The sequence below is a fragment of the Pseudomonas sp. AC252 genome (assembly GCF_979258105.1).
This window is the reverse complement of the sequence record NZ_OZ409837.1, coordinates 4,567,965-4,584,680: the sequence shown is the minus strand read 5'-3', so window position 1 is coordinate 4,584,680 and position 16,716 is coordinate 4,567,965. Positions and strand designations below refer to the sequence as shown.

Below are 16,716 nucleotides of genomic sequence, written 5' to 3'. Positions count from 1 at the left end.
CTCCCACAAGGTAGTGTTCTCAATCCTTTCGAGATACGGTGTCTACCTGTTCTCTCCCAGCATCGACGAGGTCCGTTTCATGAGCAATGCGTCTTACGTTCCGCCCAAGGTCTGGAAACACGAAGCCCCGTCCGGCGGCCACTTCGCCAGCATCAACCGCCCGATCGCCGGGCCGACTCATGACAAAGAGCTGCCGGTCGGCAAGCATCCGTTGCAGCTGTATTCGCTGGCCACGCCCAACGGCGTCAAAGTCACCATCATGCTCGAAGAGCTGCTTGCACTCGGGCACAGCGAGGCCGAATACGACGCCTGGCTGATCCGCATTGGCGAGGGCGATCAGTTCTCCAGCGGCTTTGTCGAGGTCAATCCCAATTCGAAGATTCCGGCGCTGCTGGATCGCAGCGTCGAGCCGCCGATCCGGGTGTTCGAGTCCGGTTCGATCCTGCTGTACCTGGCGGAAAAGTTCGGCGCTTTGCTGCCAAAGGATCCGGCCGGTCGTACCGAAACCCTCAACTGGCTGTTCTGGCAAATGGGCTCGGCGCCGTACCTGGGTGGTGGCTTCGGGCATTTCTACGCGTATGCGCCGGAGAAGCTCGAATACCCGATCAACCGCTTCACCATGGAAGCCAAACGGCAACTGGATGTGCTCAACCGCCGTCTCGCCGACAACGCCTACCTGGCCGGCGACGAGTACACCATCGCTGACATCGCCGTGTGGCCCTGGTACGGGCAACTGGTGCGCAACAACGTTTACTCGGCAGCGGAGTTTCTCGCGGCGCATGAGTACACCCATGTGCAGCGCTGGGCGGAAGCAATCGCCAAGCGGCCGGCGGTCATCCGTGGGCAACGGGTGAACCGCACCTGGGGCGATGAAGACAGCCAGGTGCCGGAGCGGCATGGGGCAGAAGATCTGAATTGAACCAGACGCGGTCTGTCTGACCGACCACCAGGTAAAAACTGTGGGAGCGGGCTTGCTCGCGAAAGCGTCGTGTCATTCAACAAATGTGTTGGCTGACACGACGCTTTCGCGAGCAAGCCCGCTCCCACATTCGTTTTCACGAGAGCATCGATTCAATTGTGAAAGATTCATTAACTAACTGAGCCGTACGGGTTTATTCCCTCAGAAACTTCCTACATACTAATGCGAATAGTTCTTACATGCACTCGCATCAGTTTCGTTTGGGTAATCTGGGGAAGCAGATAGATGTCGTTTCACACGATCCACCGCCGTTCGAACCTCTCACCTAACCTCCTCGCAATCGCCATCGGCATGGCCAGCATCGCACCTGCGCTGGCCGAAGAAACCGCACCCACTGCGCCAGCCAATGGCCCGCTGGAACTGCAAGCGACCGAAATCGGCGCCACGCAGATGAGCAGCACCACCGAAGACACACAGTCCTACACCACCGGCCCGATGCAGACGGCGACCAAGCTGTCGCTGACCATGCGCGAAACGCCGCAGGCGGTGACGGTGATCACTCGCCAGCGCATGGACGATCAGAACATGACCAGCGTCAACGACGTGGTGCGCGGCACGCCGGGGCTGTTCCTCAGCGAGGCCAGCGGCCCGGGCCGGCAGACTTACAAGGCGCGCGGTTTCGACATCGACAACATCATGTACGACGGCCTGCCCAGCTCGTATTCGCCGTTCACTTTGGCCGTGCAACCGAACCTGGCGATGTTCGACCGAGTGGAAATCGTACGTGGCGCAACCGGCCTGGTCACCGGTGCCGGCAACCCGTCGGCGGCGATCAACATGGTGCGCAAACGCCCGACCGCTGATCAGCGCGTGACCCTCACTGGCGCCGCCGGCAGCTGGGATGACTACCGTGGCGAAGTCGATGCCTCCAGCCCGCTGAACGAAAGCGGCACCCTGCGTGGCCGCGTGGTGACGTCGTACCAGGGCGCCGACAGCTTCCGCGACAAGGAAGAAAACGATCACGGCCTGTTCTACGCCATCGGTGAAGCCGACCTGAGCGAAAGCACCACCGCGACCCTGGGTTTCTCCCGGCAGAACGATCAGACCAACTATTTCTGGGGCGGCCTGCCGATCGGCGAAAACGGTCATCATCTCGATCTGCCCCGCTCCACTTACCCGGGCACCGATTGGGAAAACCGCAAGCTGCAGGTCGACACCGTGTTCGGTGAAGTCGAACACCGTTTCGACAACGACTGGAAACTGCACCTCGGCGGCTCGACGTCGACCCTCGAGGGTGAATTTTCCGGCACGTACCTGTCGCGTTACGACGGCCCGCTGGAAACCACCGCCTACCAGTCGCACCACACCGACAAGCAACGCGCCTTCGACGGTTTCGCCAGCGGCCCGTTCGAAGCGTTCGGCCGTACCCACGAATTGGTGGTCGGCGCGAGCAATCGCGTGTACGACGCCACCACCAAGGAATACTCGCCCTACGACACCGGCCTGCCGATCGCCGCGCCAAAACCTGACTTCGTCCGTAGCGGCAAGTCGCGCAACGTCACCACTCAGGATGCGGTTTACCTGACTACTCGCTTGAGCCTGGCCGACCCGCTGACGTTGATTCTCGGCAGTCGTCTGGACTGGTATGACTACGACGATCGCAGCGCCGACGGCGACTTCAAAGTCACGCGCAACCTGACCCGTTACGCCGGCCTGATCTACAAACTCGACGACCATCACTCGGTCTACGCCAGCTACACCGACATCTTTACCCCGCAGACCCAGAAAGATCTCGGCGGCAAAGTGCTGGAGCCGATCGTTGGTGAAAACTATGAGGTCGGTATCAAGGGCGAATATTTCGACGGTGCGCTGAACGGCAGCCTCGCGGTGTTCCAGATGGACCAGACCAACCGCGCCACCCAGGCGGCGACCCAGCTCGGCTGCCCGGAACTGACCTGCTACGAAACCTCCGGCAAGGTTCGCGCCCAAGGCGTGGACATGGAACTGCAAGGTGCGCTGACCGAGCAATGGCAAGTCGGCGCCGGCTACACCTACACCCGCGCCCACTACATCAAGGACGAAAACCCGGCCAACAATAATCAGAAATTCGACACCGACATGCCCGAGCACCTGTTCAAGGTCTCGACCGTGTACCGCTTCCAAGGCCCGCTGGAAAAACTGCGCGTGGGCGGCAACGTCTACTGGCAGAGCCGCATGTACAACGACATCGCTTTGGCCAATGGCAGCAGCTATCGCCTGCAACAGGGTGGCTATGCGACCACCGACTTGATGGCCGGTTACGAGGTCAACAAGCACCTCGACCTGCAGGTCAACGCCAACAACATCTTTGATCGCAAGTACTACTCCTCCATCGGCACCGACGTGACCTGGGGCTCGACCGACAACTACGGCACGCCGCGCAGCTACATGATGACCGCAAAGTACAAGTTCTGAGTCGATAGTGGTCAGCAAGTAACGCCAAATGCGCCGGGACTTTTCCCGGCGCCCTTTTTTGCATGTTCATTAGGCATGGCCGGGAATTACCGATAGTCTCTGGCGACACTTTCGCGAAGCGCCGGCCATGCCCCAGACAGATTTCTCCTCCGACCTCGAAGCCATCGGCAGCATTGACGCCGTGCCGGTGATCCTGAGCATGGTCAAGCACATGACCGGCATGCGCTTCGCCGCCGTAGCGCGGGTTACCGAGAGCAAGTGGATCGCCTGCGCCGTGGATGACTCGATCGACTTCGGCCTGTTGCCTGGCGGCGAGCTGGTGCTGGAATCGACGATTTGCCATGAAATCCGTCAGCACCATCAGCCGGTGATCTTCGGCCATGCCAGCCAGCACCCGCTGTTCTCCACGCACCACACGCCGAAAACCTACGGTCTGGAAAGCTACATTTCCATTCCCATCATCAAGGCCGATGGCGAGTTTTTCGGCACGCTGTGCGCCATTGATTCGGTTCCGGCAAACCTTGACGACCCGGCCATCGAAAAGACCCTGACCCTCTTCGCCCAGTTGATCGCAATGAGCCTGGACACCCAAGGTCATCTGCACGCAACCAGAACCGCGCTGGCCGATGCCAACGAATTGGGCCGTCTGCGCGAGCAATTCATTGCCGTATTGGGCCATGACTTGCGTACGCCGCTCAGCGCTATTCGCATGAGCGCCGATCTGCTGCAAAGCAAAGCCGAGGACAAGCGCTCGCGTACGCTGTTGTCGGCGATCCGCACCAGCTCGGTGCGCATGGGCGTGCTGATCGAAAACATCCTCGACTTCGCCCGGGGTCGGCTTGGCAGTGGCATTCCGGTGCAGCGCAAACTGGTCGATGATTTGCAGCAAACGTTGCGCCAGACCCTGGACGAAATTCGGGTGGCGTACCCGCAGGCGACGTTTATTGATTCGCTTGAAGTGCCGACCGGGGTTTATTGCGACCCGCTGCGCATCAGCCAACTGTTGTCGAATCTGCTGGGCAACGCCGTGACCCACGGCTCCACGGCCGAACCGATCGTGCTCAAAGCCTTTGCCGAGGGCGACGAGATCGTTATTTCGTTGACCAATCAGGGCACACCAATCCCGCCAGCGCTGATGCCGCTGCTGTTCGAACCGTTTTCCCGTTCCGAAGCAGGCCAACGCAACGAAGGGCTGGGACTGGGGTTGTACATCGCTGGGCAAATTGCCAATGCGCACAACGGCACCTTGAGCGTGACGTCCGACCGTGAAGCGGGCACCTGCTTTGTCGCGCGCTTCCCTGCGCGCTTCAAGTGGGTCTGAGCGCCGGTCTAAGTATTCAATGGCGTCTGCGGCGTGTCCGGGTTGAGCTGGCGGCGACGAAACTGGCCCGGTGGCTGGCCGTGAATCTGGCGAAAACGCCGGGAGAAATAAGCCTCATCGGCGAACCCGCACAATCGCGCCACTTCGCCCACCGAACGCGTACTGTTGAGGAGGAAATTGCGCGCGGCGTGCATGCGCCGCTCCAGCACCAGTTCGGTGAAGGTCTTGCCGATTTCCTTGCGCAGCCAGTGCGTCAGGTAGGTCGGTGACAGATAGGTCGCAGCGGCGACTTTGATCAGGTTGAGATCAGGATCGGCGATGTTCTTCCGCAAGTATTCGAACATGCGGCTCAAGGCGTCGCGACGGCTGTTCTCGGCGGCATTCTCTTCCGCCAGACGCTTGAGCGGTTCGGCATAGAGAAAACACACGCTACCGATCATCTGCAGCAAGAGCCCTTTGAGCATTTCCCGCGTGCCGAACTGACGATTCTCATCAAGTGCGCGCATCTGCTCGATCAGGCCACAAACCTGAGCGAAATCCTCATCGCCCAAAATGAAATCCAGATGCTCCTGAAAGCGGAACGGCGACAGCTCCGGCGCGAGCAGGATCGACACTTCTTCCAGGTCCATCGGGTCGCATTGCAGGTGCGGCAAGAGGAACGTCTGGGAAAAATTGATGACGATGAAATTGCTGTCCTCGGGATGCGGAATCACGTGTACGCGGTGCGGCAGGATGAACGCCAGGGTGTTGCGCGGGAATGGCCGCTGGACGCTGCCGATGTGCTGCACGGTGTCGCCGCCGAGGTTGATCTGGATCTGGAAGTACTCATGCCGATGAGGAGCGGTTTCGGCGCGCCGACCCTTTTTGTCGCGAATGTAGAAATCGGTCAATTCGCTGCGTTGCTGCATGACGTAGGTCGGAATACGGCTGGGTGAAGACATGGGCAGGAGGTCCTCCGGGCAGTGAGGTGGCGCTTGTCATCTTGCAGGGTCGAGCGGTGGTCGGCAATCAGTCATACGATGACGAGGGTACCTGGAGTTTTTTCTGCCGATGGAGTGGCAATGCGCCTGTCCAAAAGCAGAAATAGTCGAAGATCAACACAAAGTGATTAATTTCAAAATCTTATGAAATATTCCTAATCAGAATTATTAAAACTTAACGCATTTATTTTTTGGACACGTTCGCCAAACCGGCTTTTGTGAAGAAAAAACGTTCTAACCCATCGGTTGATTTAGAACCGTTGTACGACCACTGTAATGACCAACGCAGCCCAACCTCTTTCAAAAACAATCAAAGGTGCGCACGTCATGATCCTGCTATTTCCCCTCGCCGCCCCGCCCGACCTCCCCTTGAAGTCAATCGCACAAAGACGTTCCTGAACGTCTGAAACCCGCGCTGCAACCCGTTCGCTTGCATTGCCCCACACGTTGCGGGCAACGGCATCGGCTGCTCGAAAAATCTCGACTCTACTAACAATAACGAGGTCTCCGCATGTCCAACTCCCATTCCTCCAGTGCCACTGTGCCGCCGGTGATAGCCGGCGCACGCGATGCCGTTACGACGCAGCGTCTGCCTACGCGGCGGCGCTGGTTCATGCTGTCGTTGCTGCTGATCGCGACGATCATCAATTACATCGACCGGGTGAACATCTCGATCGCCGCGCCGTTCATGGCCAAGGACCTGGGACTGGACAAGATCGAGATGGGCCTGATTTTTTCCGCCTTCGCCTGGACCTATGCGCTGGCGCTGGTGCCGGCGGGGTTTATCGCTGACCGGTTCGGCTCGCGCTTCACCTACGGCGTATCGCTGATCAGTTGGTCGACGGTCACTGTCTGTCAGGGTTTCGCCACGGGGTTTGCCTCGCTGTTCGGCCTGCGCCTGGCGGTCGGCGCCATGGAAGCCCCGGCTTTTCCGGCCAACAGCCGCTCGGTGACGGTGTGGTTCCCGGCGCGGGAACGCGGGATGGCCAGCAGCATCTACGTGTGCGGCCAGTACCTCGGCACAGCGCTGTTCACCGGCGCGCTGCTTTGGCTGGCGACCACCTTCGACTGGCGCCACGTGTTCTACAGCACCGGCGCACTCGGCATCGTTTTCGGTGTGTTGTGGCTGTACCTGTATCGCGACCCGCTGAACTGCAAGAAAGTCAGCCAGGAAGAATTGAAGTACATCGAAACCGGCGGCGGTCTGGTCAAGAGCAGCCAGGAGCGCACCCGTTTCAACTGGCGGCAGATTGCCGAGCTGTTCAGCTATCGGCAGATCTGGGCGATCTGCATCGGCAAGTTCGCCAGCACCTCGGCGCTGTATTTCTTCCTCACCTGGTTCCCGACCTACCTGATTGAAGAGCGCAAATTGACCATGATCAAGGCCGGGATCTTCGCCGTGCTGCCCTTCGTCGGTGCGACCGTGGGAATCCTGCTGGCCGGCATCGTTTCCGACCTGCTGATCCGTCGCGGCTACTCGATGTCGTTTGCGCGCAAATTGCCGCTGGTGGTCGGTTCGATGCTGGGCATGTCGATCGTGCTGGTGAACTTCACCGACTCCAACCTGATCTGCATCGCCGTGCTGACCATCGCTTTCTTCGCCCAAGGCATCGCGTCTTCGTCGTGGGCGGCGGTGTCGGAAGTGGCGCCGAAAGAGCTGATCGGCCTCACCGGCGGCATTACCAGCCTGGCGGCGAACATCGGCGGCATCGTCACGCCGATCGTGATCGGCGCCATCGTCCACGCCACCGGCACCTTCGCCTATGCCTTCTGGTTTATCGGCGGCGTGGCACTGATCGGCACCCTCTCCTACTCGTTGCTGCTCGGGCGCCTGTATCGCATCGAGCTGAAGGTGCGCTGAGGCGAATAACCCGGATTTGTCCAAACGCAGGCGGCTTTCGTCCAACTTAACCGACGCCAGCCGCCGTACGCTGCCCTTTCAAACAGGATGACCCGCAGGATGAACATGACTGAATACGTCTTTACCCCGGATCTGCCGGTGACCTTGCCGGTCCTCGGCACCGAGCAGCGCTTCCCCGTCGGCCGCGTGTTCTGTGTCGGCCGCAACTACCCGTGGCCGGACTCGCAAGGCCAATCGCGCCAGCCGCCGGTGTTCTTCATGAAACCGGCAAGTTGCGTGGTCGATGCGCTCGGCGACGTCGCTTTCCCCTCGGTGTGCGAGGACTTCGTTCACGAAATCGAACTGGTCGTGGCCATCGGTGAAGGCGGCGCCAATATCCCGGAGGATCAAGCGCTCGCCTACGTTTGGGGCTACGCCGCCGGCCTCGACCTGACCCGCCGCGATGTGCAACGCGCGGCCAAGAGCAACGGCTTGCCGTGGGAAGGCGCCAAGGTGTTTGACGGCGCCGCGCCGATGACCGCCGTGGTCCCGGTTAGCCATTCTGGCCATCCCGAAGGCGAGTTGTGGCTGAACGTCAACGGCGAAGAACGCCAGCGCGACAACCTCGACAGCCAGATCTGGTCGGTCAGTGAAGTGATCGCGCGCATCTCGCAATCGGTGGCCCTGCGCGCCGGCGACCTGATCATGACCGGCAGCCCCGCCGGCGTTGACAGTCTGCAACCGGGCGATGTGATTAGCGCCGGCATCGACGGCATCGGCGAATTGGAAATGCGCGTCGGCCCACGGCCCTGACCCAGCGGTTCAGAAAAAGGAGAACAACAATATGAATACCCCTTTGAAAGTCGCGCTGGTCACCGGCGCCGGCAGTGGCATTGGCCGCGCCGTGGCGCTGGGCCTGATGGCCGACGGTTTCACCCTCGTGCTCGCCGGCCGCCGGCCCGAGCCTTTGCAGGCGCTGGTCGAACTGGCGCAGAGCCAGGGCCACCAAGCACTGGCGGTCCCCACCGACGTGCGCGATCCGGACAGTGTCGACGTGCTGTTCGCGACCATTGCCGAGGTCTACGGCCGCCTCGACGTGGTCTTCAACAACGCCGGCGTCAACGCCCCCGCCGTACCGCTGGACGAGTTGACCTTCGAGCAATGGCGCAACGTGATCGACACCAACCTCAACGGCGTCTTCCTCTGCGCTCGCGGCGCGTTCGGGCTGATGCGTAAACAACAGCCGCAGGGCGGGCGGATCATCAACAACGGTTCAATCTCGGCACACACCCCGCGCCCGTTCAGCAGCGCCTACACCGCGAGCAAACACGCCGTGCTCGGCCTGACCAAATCCCTGGCGCTGGACGGCCGCGAATTCAACATCGCTTGTAGCCAGATCGACATCGGCAATGCCCTGACGGAAATGTCGGTGCGCATGACCAAAGGCGTGCGCCAGGCTAACGGCAGCATCGCCGTCGAGCCAATGGTCGACGTCAAACACGTCGCCGATGCGGTGCGCTACATCGCCGGCCTGCCGCTATCGGCCAACGTCCTGAACATGACCGTCATGGCCAGCGCCATGCCGTTTGCCGGCCGCGGTTGAGCCGGCCTTTTTATTGCGTAACGAGGTAGCCATGAAGCCAGAAATCCTGCAACTGAGCCCGATCCTGATCCCGGAAATCAACGCGCGTCTGGACGAACTGTTCACCGTACGTCGCTACTTCCAGCAACCGGACAAAGCCGCCTATATAAAAGAACACGGCGCCAACATTCGCGGCGTTATAACGGGCGGCCACACCGGCATCAGCCAGGCGTTGATGGCGCAACTGCCGAACCTTGAAGTGGTGGCGGTCAATGGTGTTGGCACCGACGCCGTCGACCTGGCCTACGCCCGCGACCGTGGCATCCGCGTCACCGCCACCATCGGCGCCCTCACCGAAGACGTCGCCGACCTCGCCATCGGCCTGCTCATCTCGGTCTGTCGAGGCCTGTGCACCAGCGACCGCTACGTCCGCTCCGGCCAATGGCCACAAAGCCCGACCCCACTCGCCCCGCTGCCCTTGGCCCGACAAGTCTCCGGCATGCGCATCGGCATCGTCGGCATGGGCCGCGTCGGCCGCGCCATCGCCACCCGCGCCGCCGCCTTCGGCTGCCCGATCAGCTACACCGACCTGCAACCGATGAGCGACGTCCCCCACACCTTCATCGCCGACCTCAAACAACTGGCCCGCGACAGCGACGCCCTGATCCTCGCCGCTGCGGCGGACAAGGGCGAAGCGATCATTGATGCGCAAGTGCTGCAAGCGCTGGGCAAGGACGGTTACCTGATCAACGTCGCGCGGGGCAAACTGGTGAACGAAGCGGACCTGGTTGCCGCGCTTGCGGCTGGTGAAATTGCCGGGGCTGGGCTGGATGTGTTTGTCGATGAGCCGAATGTGCCTGAAGCGTTGTTTGGTAATGAACAAGTGGTGCTGCAACCGCATCGGGCCAGCGCAACATTGCAGACTCGCACGCGGATGGGGGAAATGGTGGTGGCCAGTCTGGTTGATACGTTTGCGGGGAAAGTGCCGGTTGGGTGTGTGACTGGGTGAACGGGTTCCGGAGCGCTGTTCGTGATCGCGGCACATACCGCCTTCGCGAGCAGGCTCGCTCCCACAGGTTTGATTGCGTACATTCAGTGAGAAATGGGGCGTCTGTCAGGCCGCCTTCGCTGGCAAGCCAGCTCCCACAGGTTTTTGTGGCGTGAACAGGAATTGGTCAACACCCAACGTCCAATGCAGGCTTGCTCTCAACGGAAAAGCAAAAGCGAAGGCCAGATCAAAGATCGCAGCCTTCGGCAGCTCCAGTTGGATCGCGTTCCGCTCAAGAACAGGTCGGCTGTCAGGCCGCCTTCGCGAGCAGGCTCGCTCCCACAGAAATGCAAAAGCAGACCCCATCGCTTTTCACCACTCAATACAATGAGCGCAAGCTCGAGTAAAGCTTTTGATCCTGGAGCCCGTCGGCAGGCTGAGTGGAGGGATTGATCCGGGGGTGGGAGCGCAGCGACCGTACGACGCAGTCGTACACAGCGGAAGGAGGTGCAGCGAAGCAAACCGTAGCCGCTGCGCCAGGATCGATCCCGGAGCGAAGGAACCCCGAGCCCCAGCGAGCGGGCCGAACGTCAGGGCGAAGACCTTTGGTTCCTTTTGGGGCGTTTGCCAAAAGGGACTCGCCGTAAGGGCGAAACCGCCACCCGCAACACCCAAAAAACGGATATTCACCCAAAACCCCCCAAGCATGGTCGGCCCAAAGGCCGCCAAGTCCCAAAAAAAGCCCCACAACCGATAACCAGTGTGGGGCCAAAAAATTGGTTGGTTGCGGCCAACCAAAGGAGCTCTGTCAAAACCCGTCAAGCGCTCAGATCAAATGCACTCCTGAGCCGCCCGCTCAAAACTCGAAGGCAACAGATTCGACGCCAGCAAATGCCGCTCATAAATGAACACCTTGCCGCCCTTCCCCGCCTTGTACGCCTCCAGCACGTTGTCCGCCGACACCTTGCTCGGCACCACAATCCGATAACTGCGCTGATTCTGCGAAACCGCCGGGTTCAACGCACTGCCCTGCAACTTCGGCACCACGCAATCGGCGTACTGCGCCGGCGTTTTGCTGGTCTGCAACGTCAGCGTCGGATCGTTCGGCGCTGAAGCGCAACCGGCGAGCAACAGGGAAACAAAAGCCATGGCTGGCACGAATAAAGGACGCATGGGGTAAATCCTGAAAATAAAGGTTCGGTTCAACCGGCAACGGTTCGACTTCACGGCATCGCCGCTGCCATTCAATTTTTGGAGAATCAGCTCGACGCCACCAAGGCCTTGAGCGACACATCGAATTGCTTCAGCGCATTGAGTTGCAGGTCACGCTGCTGATTGATCTGCGCGGCGATTTGCGGCGCCGCACGGTCATGCACCCAGACCGAAGGCAACTCCTGCTCGATTGCGCCCTCGGCCTTGCCGATGTATTGCAGGTCGGCGTCGTAGAACCGTGCAGAGAAGCGCGCCTCGACGAGACTGTTGCGTTGGGTCAGCAAGCGATTGAAGGTGTCGAGCTTGACCACCACATTCGGATGGGCCTGAAGCAGTTCATCCAGGTTGTCGTAAACGGTCACCGAGACGAACTGTTGCTGCAGCGAACTCACCAGCCAGTCGAGCGCCAGTTCCGGGTCGGAGCTGCCGACAAAGGCGTCGCGGATTCGCGAATCCAGCGCATCTTTCGCGCCGTTCAACGCCATGTCGTGGTAGCGCTCCAGGTATTGCAGGTTCTGCAGCGTGCTTTCGCTGAGCAATACACCTACGGTCTGCGTGTGCTGCAACGCCGAGGCGCTGGCAGCGATGGGTTGCAGGTGACACGACCGGGCGTCGTCTGCGTAAGCCGGTGCGGTAACCACCCCGCCCATCAGCAGGGCGATCATTGCCAGTCGAGTCAGAATGTTCATCGCGCAATTTCCTTGAGCTGCGTCTTCGATGGAGGCGATTTTCCGCCGATCGCTGGCAAAGCAGAACTTGCGTTTCTTGATGGTCACTATTACTTCCAGCAATAGTTGCGTGCCGCGCAGACTGATGCACACTGCGCAAACCAAGAAAAATGATGAGGGTCTCGCCTTGAGAACGTTTGATCTGATCCGTGATGCCGTGCTGCCCGAATATCGCGAGCGCGTAGCCGAATACCTGATGCAGTACGAAAGCGTCCTGCTGGACAAAAATGCGCGTGACAAGCCATTGATCCGCGACACCGCCCAGCAACTGCGCGGTTACCTGCGCGGGCTCAACACCACGCGAGTGCTGGGCATGGCCTATTGGGAAGAGCTCGATCGCCGCGTTATTGACACATGGCTGACCGCCCAGGAGTGACCGCCGGAGCGCCAGTGGTCTGCCCGGCGACGCGCCCCCTGCGAAAAACCTGACCAAACGCTTACAATCGCAGGCCTATTGCCATACATACAGGCCTGCCCGGAAATGCCGCTCGACCCGCCAACGATGCTGACCATCACGATCGCCCTCGCAGCCGCTGCCGCGCTGTATCTGGCGGTCGAATGGCGCAGCATCCGTGAGCCTTCGCTACTGTTCTGGAGCGCCGGTTTCGCCACCATCACCATCGGTTCTACCCTCGCCCTGCTGCGCAGCAGCGGTTTTCTGCTGCTGGGCATCTGGTTCGCCAACGGTCTGCTGGTGACTGCACACTTCTTTTTCCTGCTCGGCGTCGCGCGCTTCACCCAGACCCGACTGTCGCCGGCGTGGTACCTGGTTTTCGCAACGTGGCTGATCATGTTGATGTTGCCGGACGGACCGCTGTGGTCCAAGGCCATGCTGGTGGCCAACTCGCTGCTGGTGGCGCTTCCGACACTCAAGGCCAGTTCGCTATTGCGTCCGCACGGCAAGTCACTGAGCGTCGGCGCGGTGCAACTGCGCTTTGTGCTGCTCGCCCATGGCATCTTTTATGTGGCCAAGGCTCTGACCGTAGTGATCCCCGGCACGCTGATCGATCTGGCGGCGTTTCGTGGCGAGATCATCCAGATTTCACTGGTCGAAGGCGCCATGGCGATCATGTTGATTGCGCTGTCGATGACCGGCACCGAGCGTTATCGCCGGGAAAAGCAGATCGCCCGCCTCGCCGAGCGCGATCCGCTCACCGCCCTTTACAACCGCCGCGCCCTGGAAAAACGCACGCCACGCCTGCTCGCCAGCGTAGGCCCGCAACGCCCGGGTGCGCTGCTGTTGATCGACATCGACAACTTCAAACTGGTCAACGATCAGTATGGGCACATCGCTGGCGACCGCTTGCTGATCGCTTTGAGCGAGATGATCCGTGCCCAGCTACCGGCCAATGCGCTGACTGCGCGCCTGGGTGGCGATGAGTTTTTGATGTTGCTCAACAACGCTTCGCCCGAAGCTATCCTTGAACTGGGCAATGCCTTGCGCGAACAGTTTCTGGCCCTGGCGTCGCACACCTATCCCACGTCCGCTGCGGTGACCTTGAGCATCGGCGCCACCCTGTTCGACAAACCACCAGCCAGTCTGGATGCGCTGATCGAACTTGGCGATGCCGCGCTCTACGAGTCCAAACGTGGCGGCCGCAACCGCTTGCGCCTGTCCGGCCTCGCCATTTCAGGATGACCCACACCATGTCCAGCCACGACACCCCGCTGCAAGACCTCGCCGCCCCCGACGGCGTTTGCTACGGCTGCGGCGGCCGCAACCCGCAAGGCCTGCACGTCAAGAGTCGCTGGGACGAAGACGGCAGCCACGTGATCGCCGAACACGTGCCCGAAGCCCAATACTGCGGCTGGCCGGATCTGGTCTACGGCGGGCTGATCGCCATGCTGGTCGACTGCCACTCCAACTGGACCGCCATGGCCTGGCACTACCGCGCAGAAAATCGCAAAGCCGGCAGCCTGCCGCGCATCGACTGCGTGACGGGCAACCTCGGGATCAAGTTCATCAAACCGACGCCCATGGGCGTACCGCTGCTCTTGCGTGCACGGGTCGAAGGTGAGGTCGGGCGCAAGACCCGGGTGATTTGCGAGGTGTATGCCGGGGAAGTGCTGACGGCGGTGGGTGATTCAGTGTTTGTGCGGGTGGATACGGGGCAGTTGGCGGATGCAGCGCATGGCCGCTAAAGCCAAAGCCCCTCAGCCTAGCCCTCTCCCGGAGGGAGAGGGAACTGACCGCGGTGTTTGGTCTAGATACGCCGACCTGGCAAACCGAGTCGAACGCGAATATTGAAAAACACATGGATCGGCTCCATCTCCCTCGGGAGAGGGCTGGGGTGAGGGGCTGCGGTTCAAGCCACGCAGCCACACTCAAGCCGAAAGCGAAGCATTCTGAGCCAGCTCTTCAACGCGACAAAGCCGCCACACCCGCCCGCGCCGCATGCAGCTTTTTATAGCTCTCGATCAAGCGCAAATGCCGATCCAGCCCTTCCAGCTTCATGCTCGTCGGTGTCAAACCGTAAAAGCGCACGCTGCCATTGACCGAACCAATCGCCGCATCCATGCGCTCGTCGCCAAACATCCGACGGAAGTTGGCCTCGAAGTCTTCCAGTTCGAGATCGTCGTCCAGCTCCATTTCCAGCACCACATTCACAGCCTGATAAAACAAGCCGCGCTCAACAGTGTTGTCGTTGTATTGCAGGAACGCCTCGACCAGATCCTTCGCCTCGTCAAACTTTTGCAGCGCGAGGTAGATCAAAAGGCGCAGTTCGAGAATCGTCAACTTGCCCCACGGTGTGTTGTCGTCGAACTCGATGCCGATCAGCGTGGTGATATCGGTGTAGTCATCCTGCTCGCTGCGTTCCAGACCCTGGACCAGATTGCGCAGGCCAACCTTGCTGAGGTTGTGCAGATTGAGGATGTCGGCGCGGAATTGCAGGGCTTTGTTGGTGTTGTCCCAGATCAGGTCTTCGATCGGGTAGATCTCCGAGTAATCCGGCACGAGGATGCGGCAGGCCTTGGCGCCGATGTGCTCGTAGACCGCCATGTAGACTTCCTTGCCCATGTCTTCGAGGATGCCGAACAGGGTCGCGGCTTCTTCGGCGTTGGAGTTTTCGCCTTGGCCTGAGAAGTCCCACTCGACAAATTCGAAGTCTGGTTTGGCGCTGAAGAAGCGCCACGACACCACACCGCTGGAATCGATGAAGTGCTCGACGAAGTTGTTCGGTTCAGTCACTGCCTGCCCTGAGAACGTCGGCTGCGGCAAGTCGTTGAGGCCTTCAAAGCTGCGGCCCTGAAGCAGTTCGGTCAGGCTGCGTTCCAGCGCGACTTCCAGGCTCGGGTGCGCGCCGAAGGAAGCGAAGACGCCGCCAGTGCGCGGGTTCATCAGGGTCACGCACATCACTGGGAATTCACCGCCCAGCGAGGCGTCCTTGACCAGCACCGGGAAGCCCTGCTCTTCCAGGCCTTTGATGCCGGCGAGGATGCTCGGATATTTCTCCAGTACCTCTTGCGGTACGTCCGGCAGGGCCATTTCGCCTTCGAGGATTTCGCGTTTGACGGCGCGCTCGAAAATTTCCGACAGGCACTGCACCTGCGCTTCGGCCAAGGTGTTGCCGGCGCTCATGCCGTTGCTCAGGTAGAGGTTTTCAATCAGGTTGGACGGGAAGTACACCACCTCACCGTCCGACTGGCGCACGAACGGCAGCGAGCAGATACCGCGCTGGGTGTTGCCGGAGTTGGTGTCGTACAGGTGCGAACCGCGCAACTCGCCGTCGCGGTTGTAAATGCCGAGGGTATAGTCGTCGAGAATCTCGCCCGGCAACTCGTCCTTCGCACCCGGCTTGAACCATTTCTCGTCCGGGTAATGCACAAATTCGGCATTGGCGATGTCTTCGCCCCAGAACTGGTCGTTATAGAAGAAGTTGCAATTGAGGCGCTCAATGAACTCGCCCAGCGCCGAGGCCAGTGCACCTTCCTTGGTCGCGCCCTTGCCGTTGGTAAAGCACATCGGCGAATGCGCATCGCGGATATGCAGCGACCAGACGTTCGGCACGATGTTGCGCCACGAGGCGATTTCGATCTTCATGCCGAGGTCGGCAAGGATCTTCGACATGTTGGCGATGGTCTGTTCCAGCGGCAGGTCCTTGCCGGCAATGTAGGTGCCCGCCTGGGAATCGGACTGCGGCATCAACAAGGCCTGGGCATCGGCGTCGAGGTTGTCGACTTCTTCGATGATGAACTCGGGGCCGGTCTGCACCACTTTTTTGACCGTGCAGCGGTCGATGGAACGCAGGATGCCCTGGCGATCCTTGTCCGAGATGTCGGCGGGCAATTCAACCTGGATCTTGAAGATCTGGTTGTAGCGGTTTTCCGGGTCGACGATGTTGTTCTGCGACAGGCGAATGTGCTCTGTCGGAATGTTGCGGGTGTCGCAGTACAGCTTGACGAAGTAAGCCGCGCACAAGGCCGACGACGCCAGGAAGTAGTCGAACGGCCCCGGTGCCGAGCCATCGCCCTTGTAGCGAATTGGCTGATCGGCGATCACCGTGAAGTCGTCGAACTTGGCTTCAAGTCGAAGGTTGTCGAGAAAGTTGACCTTGATTTCCATGCGGGATTACCAGAATACGGCTAAACGAATGGCGGCCATTATCCGGTTTTTGTGCGGGAAGTCTCGCCCTTTCGGGATTCGCCGCTGGCCGGCCATGCTGGAAATCTCGCAAGATTCGCTACACTTTG

Annotated in this window: 14 protein-coding genes; 10 read left to right on the top strand and 4 right to left on the bottom strand. The window is 60.4% G+C overall.

Annotated elements, in window-relative coordinates:
* The first annotated feature begins 79 nt into the window (after window positions 1-79).
* The 3 genes from yghU to ACZZZ4_RS21070 all read left to right on the top strand — a co-directional run bounded on the left by yghU (window position 80) and on the right by ACZZZ4_RS21070 (window position 4,694).
* Complete coding sequence (gene yghU, locus ACZZZ4_RS21080) at window positions 80-919, top strand: glutathione-dependent disulfide-bond oxidoreductase (RefSeq protein WP_463548669.1); 840 nt, start codon at window positions 80-82, stop codon at window positions 917-919.
* A 285-nt stretch (window positions 920-1,204) separates the two neighbouring features.
* Complete coding sequence (locus ACZZZ4_RS21075; protein ID WP_463548668.1) at window positions 1,205-3,373, top strand: TonB-dependent siderophore receptor; 2,169 nt, start codon at window positions 1,205-1,207, stop codon at window positions 3,371-3,373.
* Between the two features lie 127 nt (window positions 3,374-3,500).
* Entirely contained in the window at window positions 3,501-4,694 is a 1,194-nt protein-coding gene (locus ACZZZ4_RS21070) for a GAF domain-containing sensor histidine kinase (RefSeq protein WP_463548667.1), read from the top strand.
* An 8-nt stretch (window positions 4,695-4,702) separates the two neighbouring features.
* Here ACZZZ4_RS21070 and ACZZZ4_RS21065 read toward each other — a convergent pair whose 3' ends face one another.
* Window positions 4,703-5,635, bottom strand: coding sequence for a helix-turn-helix transcriptional regulator (locus ACZZZ4_RS21065; RefSeq protein ID WP_039758730.1), 933 nt, complete (start codon window positions 5,633-5,635; stop codon window positions 4,703-4,705).
* A gap of 550 nt (window positions 5,636-6,185) precedes the next feature.
* Here ACZZZ4_RS21065 and ACZZZ4_RS21060 point away from each other — a divergent pair.
* The 4 genes from ACZZZ4_RS21060 to ACZZZ4_RS21045 all read left to right on the top strand — a co-directional run bounded on the left by ACZZZ4_RS21060 (window position 6,186) and on the right by ACZZZ4_RS21045 (window position 10,105).
* Window positions 6,186-7,535 (top strand): MFS transporter, encoded by a 1,350-nt coding sequence (locus ACZZZ4_RS21060; RefSeq protein WP_463548666.1) that lies wholly within the window; start codon window positions 6,186-6,188, stop codon window positions 7,533-7,535.
* 99 nt (window positions 7,536-7,634) lie between these two features.
* Complete coding sequence (locus ACZZZ4_RS21055) at window positions 7,635-8,327, top strand: fumarylacetoacetate hydrolase family protein (protein ID WP_463548665.1); 693 nt, start codon at window positions 7,635-7,637, stop codon at window positions 8,325-8,327.
* A 31-nt stretch (window positions 8,328-8,358) separates the two neighbouring features.
* Complete coding sequence (locus ACZZZ4_RS21050; protein ID WP_463548664.1) at window positions 8,359-9,117, top strand: SDR family oxidoreductase; 759 nt, start codon at window positions 8,359-8,361, stop codon at window positions 9,115-9,117.
* 31 nt (window positions 9,118-9,148) lie between these two features.
* The gene (locus tag ACZZZ4_RS21045; RefSeq protein ID WP_463548663.1) at window positions 9,149-10,105 is read left to right on the top strand and encodes a 2-hydroxyacid dehydrogenase; all 957 of its coding nucleotides are present in this window, start codon (window positions 9,149-9,151) and stop codon (window positions 10,103-10,105) included.
* 810 nt (window positions 10,106-10,915) lie between these two features.
* Here ACZZZ4_RS21045 and ACZZZ4_RS21040 read toward each other — a convergent pair.
* Both ACZZZ4_RS21040 and ACZZZ4_RS21035 read right to left on the bottom strand, forming a co-directional pair.
* Complete coding sequence (locus ACZZZ4_RS21040; protein WP_463548662.1) at window positions 10,916-11,257, bottom strand: hypothetical protein; 342 nt, start codon at window positions 11,255-11,257, stop codon at window positions 10,916-10,918.
* An 86-nt stretch (window positions 11,258-11,343) separates the two neighbouring features.
* A complete protein-coding gene (locus ACZZZ4_RS21035; protein ID WP_463548661.1) occupies window positions 11,344-11,985 on the bottom strand; it encodes an ATPase in 642 nt (213 codons plus the stop codon).
* Between the two features lie 166 nt (window positions 11,986-12,151).
* Between ACZZZ4_RS21035 and ACZZZ4_RS21030 the strand changes: the two genes are divergently transcribed.
* The 3 genes from ACZZZ4_RS21030 (at window position 12,152) to ACZZZ4_RS21020 (ending at window position 14,166) form a co-directional block, all read left to right on the top strand.
* Window positions 12,152-12,400 (top strand): hypothetical protein, encoded by a 249-nt coding sequence (locus ACZZZ4_RS21030; protein ID WP_129998743.1) that lies wholly within the window; start codon window positions 12,152-12,154, stop codon window positions 12,398-12,400.
* Window positions 12,401-12,505: 105 nt separating this feature from the next.
* Window positions 12,506-13,663 (top strand): GGDEF domain-containing protein, encoded by a 1,158-nt coding sequence (locus ACZZZ4_RS21025; protein WP_039758745.1) that lies wholly within the window; start codon window positions 12,506-12,508, stop codon window positions 13,661-13,663.
* Between the two features lie 8 nt (window positions 13,664-13,671).
* On the top strand, window positions 13,672-14,166 hold the full coding sequence (locus tag ACZZZ4_RS21020; RefSeq protein ID WP_463548660.1) for a PaaI family thioesterase: 495 nt from the start codon (window positions 13,672-13,674) through the stop codon (window positions 14,164-14,166).
* Window positions 14,167-14,383: 217 nt separating this feature from the next.
* On the opposite strand, the gene ACZZZ4_RS21015 is transcribed toward ACZZZ4_RS21020, so the two are convergent.
* Window positions 14,384-16,588, bottom strand: a complete 2,205-nt coding sequence (locus ACZZZ4_RS21015; protein ID WP_463548659.1) for an OsmC domain/YcaO domain-containing protein — start codon at window positions 16,586-16,588, stop codon at window positions 14,384-14,386.
* Between the last annotated feature and the right edge of the window lie 128 nt (window positions 16,589-16,716).

Coding starts and splice junctions, on each gene's coding strand:
- yghU (WP_463548669.1), top strand. CDS start 80: ATGAGCAATGCGTCTTACGTTCCGCCCAAGGTCTGGAAACACGAAGCC.
- ACZZZ4_RS21075 (WP_463548668.1), top strand. CDS start 1,205: ATGTCGTTTCACACGATCCACCGCCGTTCGAACCTCTCACCTAACCTC.
- ACZZZ4_RS21070 (WP_463548667.1), top strand. CDS start 3,501: ATGCCCCAGACAGATTTCTCCTCCGACCTCGAAGCCATCGGCAGCATT.
- ACZZZ4_RS21065 (WP_039758730.1), bottom strand. CDS start 5,635: ATGTCTTCACCCAGCCGTATTCCGACCTACGTCATGCAGCAACGCAGC.
- ACZZZ4_RS21060 (WP_463548666.1), top strand. CDS start 6,186: ATGTCCAACTCCCATTCCTCCAGTGCCACTGTGCCGCCGGTGATAGCC.
- ACZZZ4_RS21055 (WP_463548665.1), top strand. CDS start 7,635: ATGAACATGACTGAATACGTCTTTACCCCGGATCTGCCGGTGACCTTG.
- ACZZZ4_RS21050 (WP_463548664.1), top strand. CDS start 8,359: ATGAATACCCCTTTGAAAGTCGCGCTGGTCACCGGCGCCGGCAGTGGC.
- ACZZZ4_RS21045 (WP_463548663.1), top strand. CDS start 9,149: ATGAAGCCAGAAATCCTGCAACTGAGCCCGATCCTGATCCCGGAAATC.
- ACZZZ4_RS21040 (WP_463548662.1), bottom strand. CDS start 11,257: ATGCGTCCTTTATTCGTGCCAGCCATGGCTTTTGTTTCCCTGTTGCTC.
- ACZZZ4_RS21035 (WP_463548661.1), bottom strand. CDS start 11,985: ATGAACATTCTGACTCGACTGGCAATGATCGCCCTGCTGATGGGCGGG.
- ACZZZ4_RS21025 (WP_039758745.1), top strand. CDS start 12,506: ATGCCGCTCGACCCGCCAACGATGCTGACCATCACGATCGCCCTCGCA.
- ACZZZ4_RS21020 (WP_463548660.1), top strand. CDS start 13,672: ATGTCCAGCCACGACACCCCGCTGCAAGACCTCGCCGCCCCCGACGGC.
- ACZZZ4_RS21015 (WP_463548659.1), bottom strand. CDS start 16,588: ATGGAAATCAAGGTCAACTTTCTCGACAACCTTCGACTTGAAGCCAAG.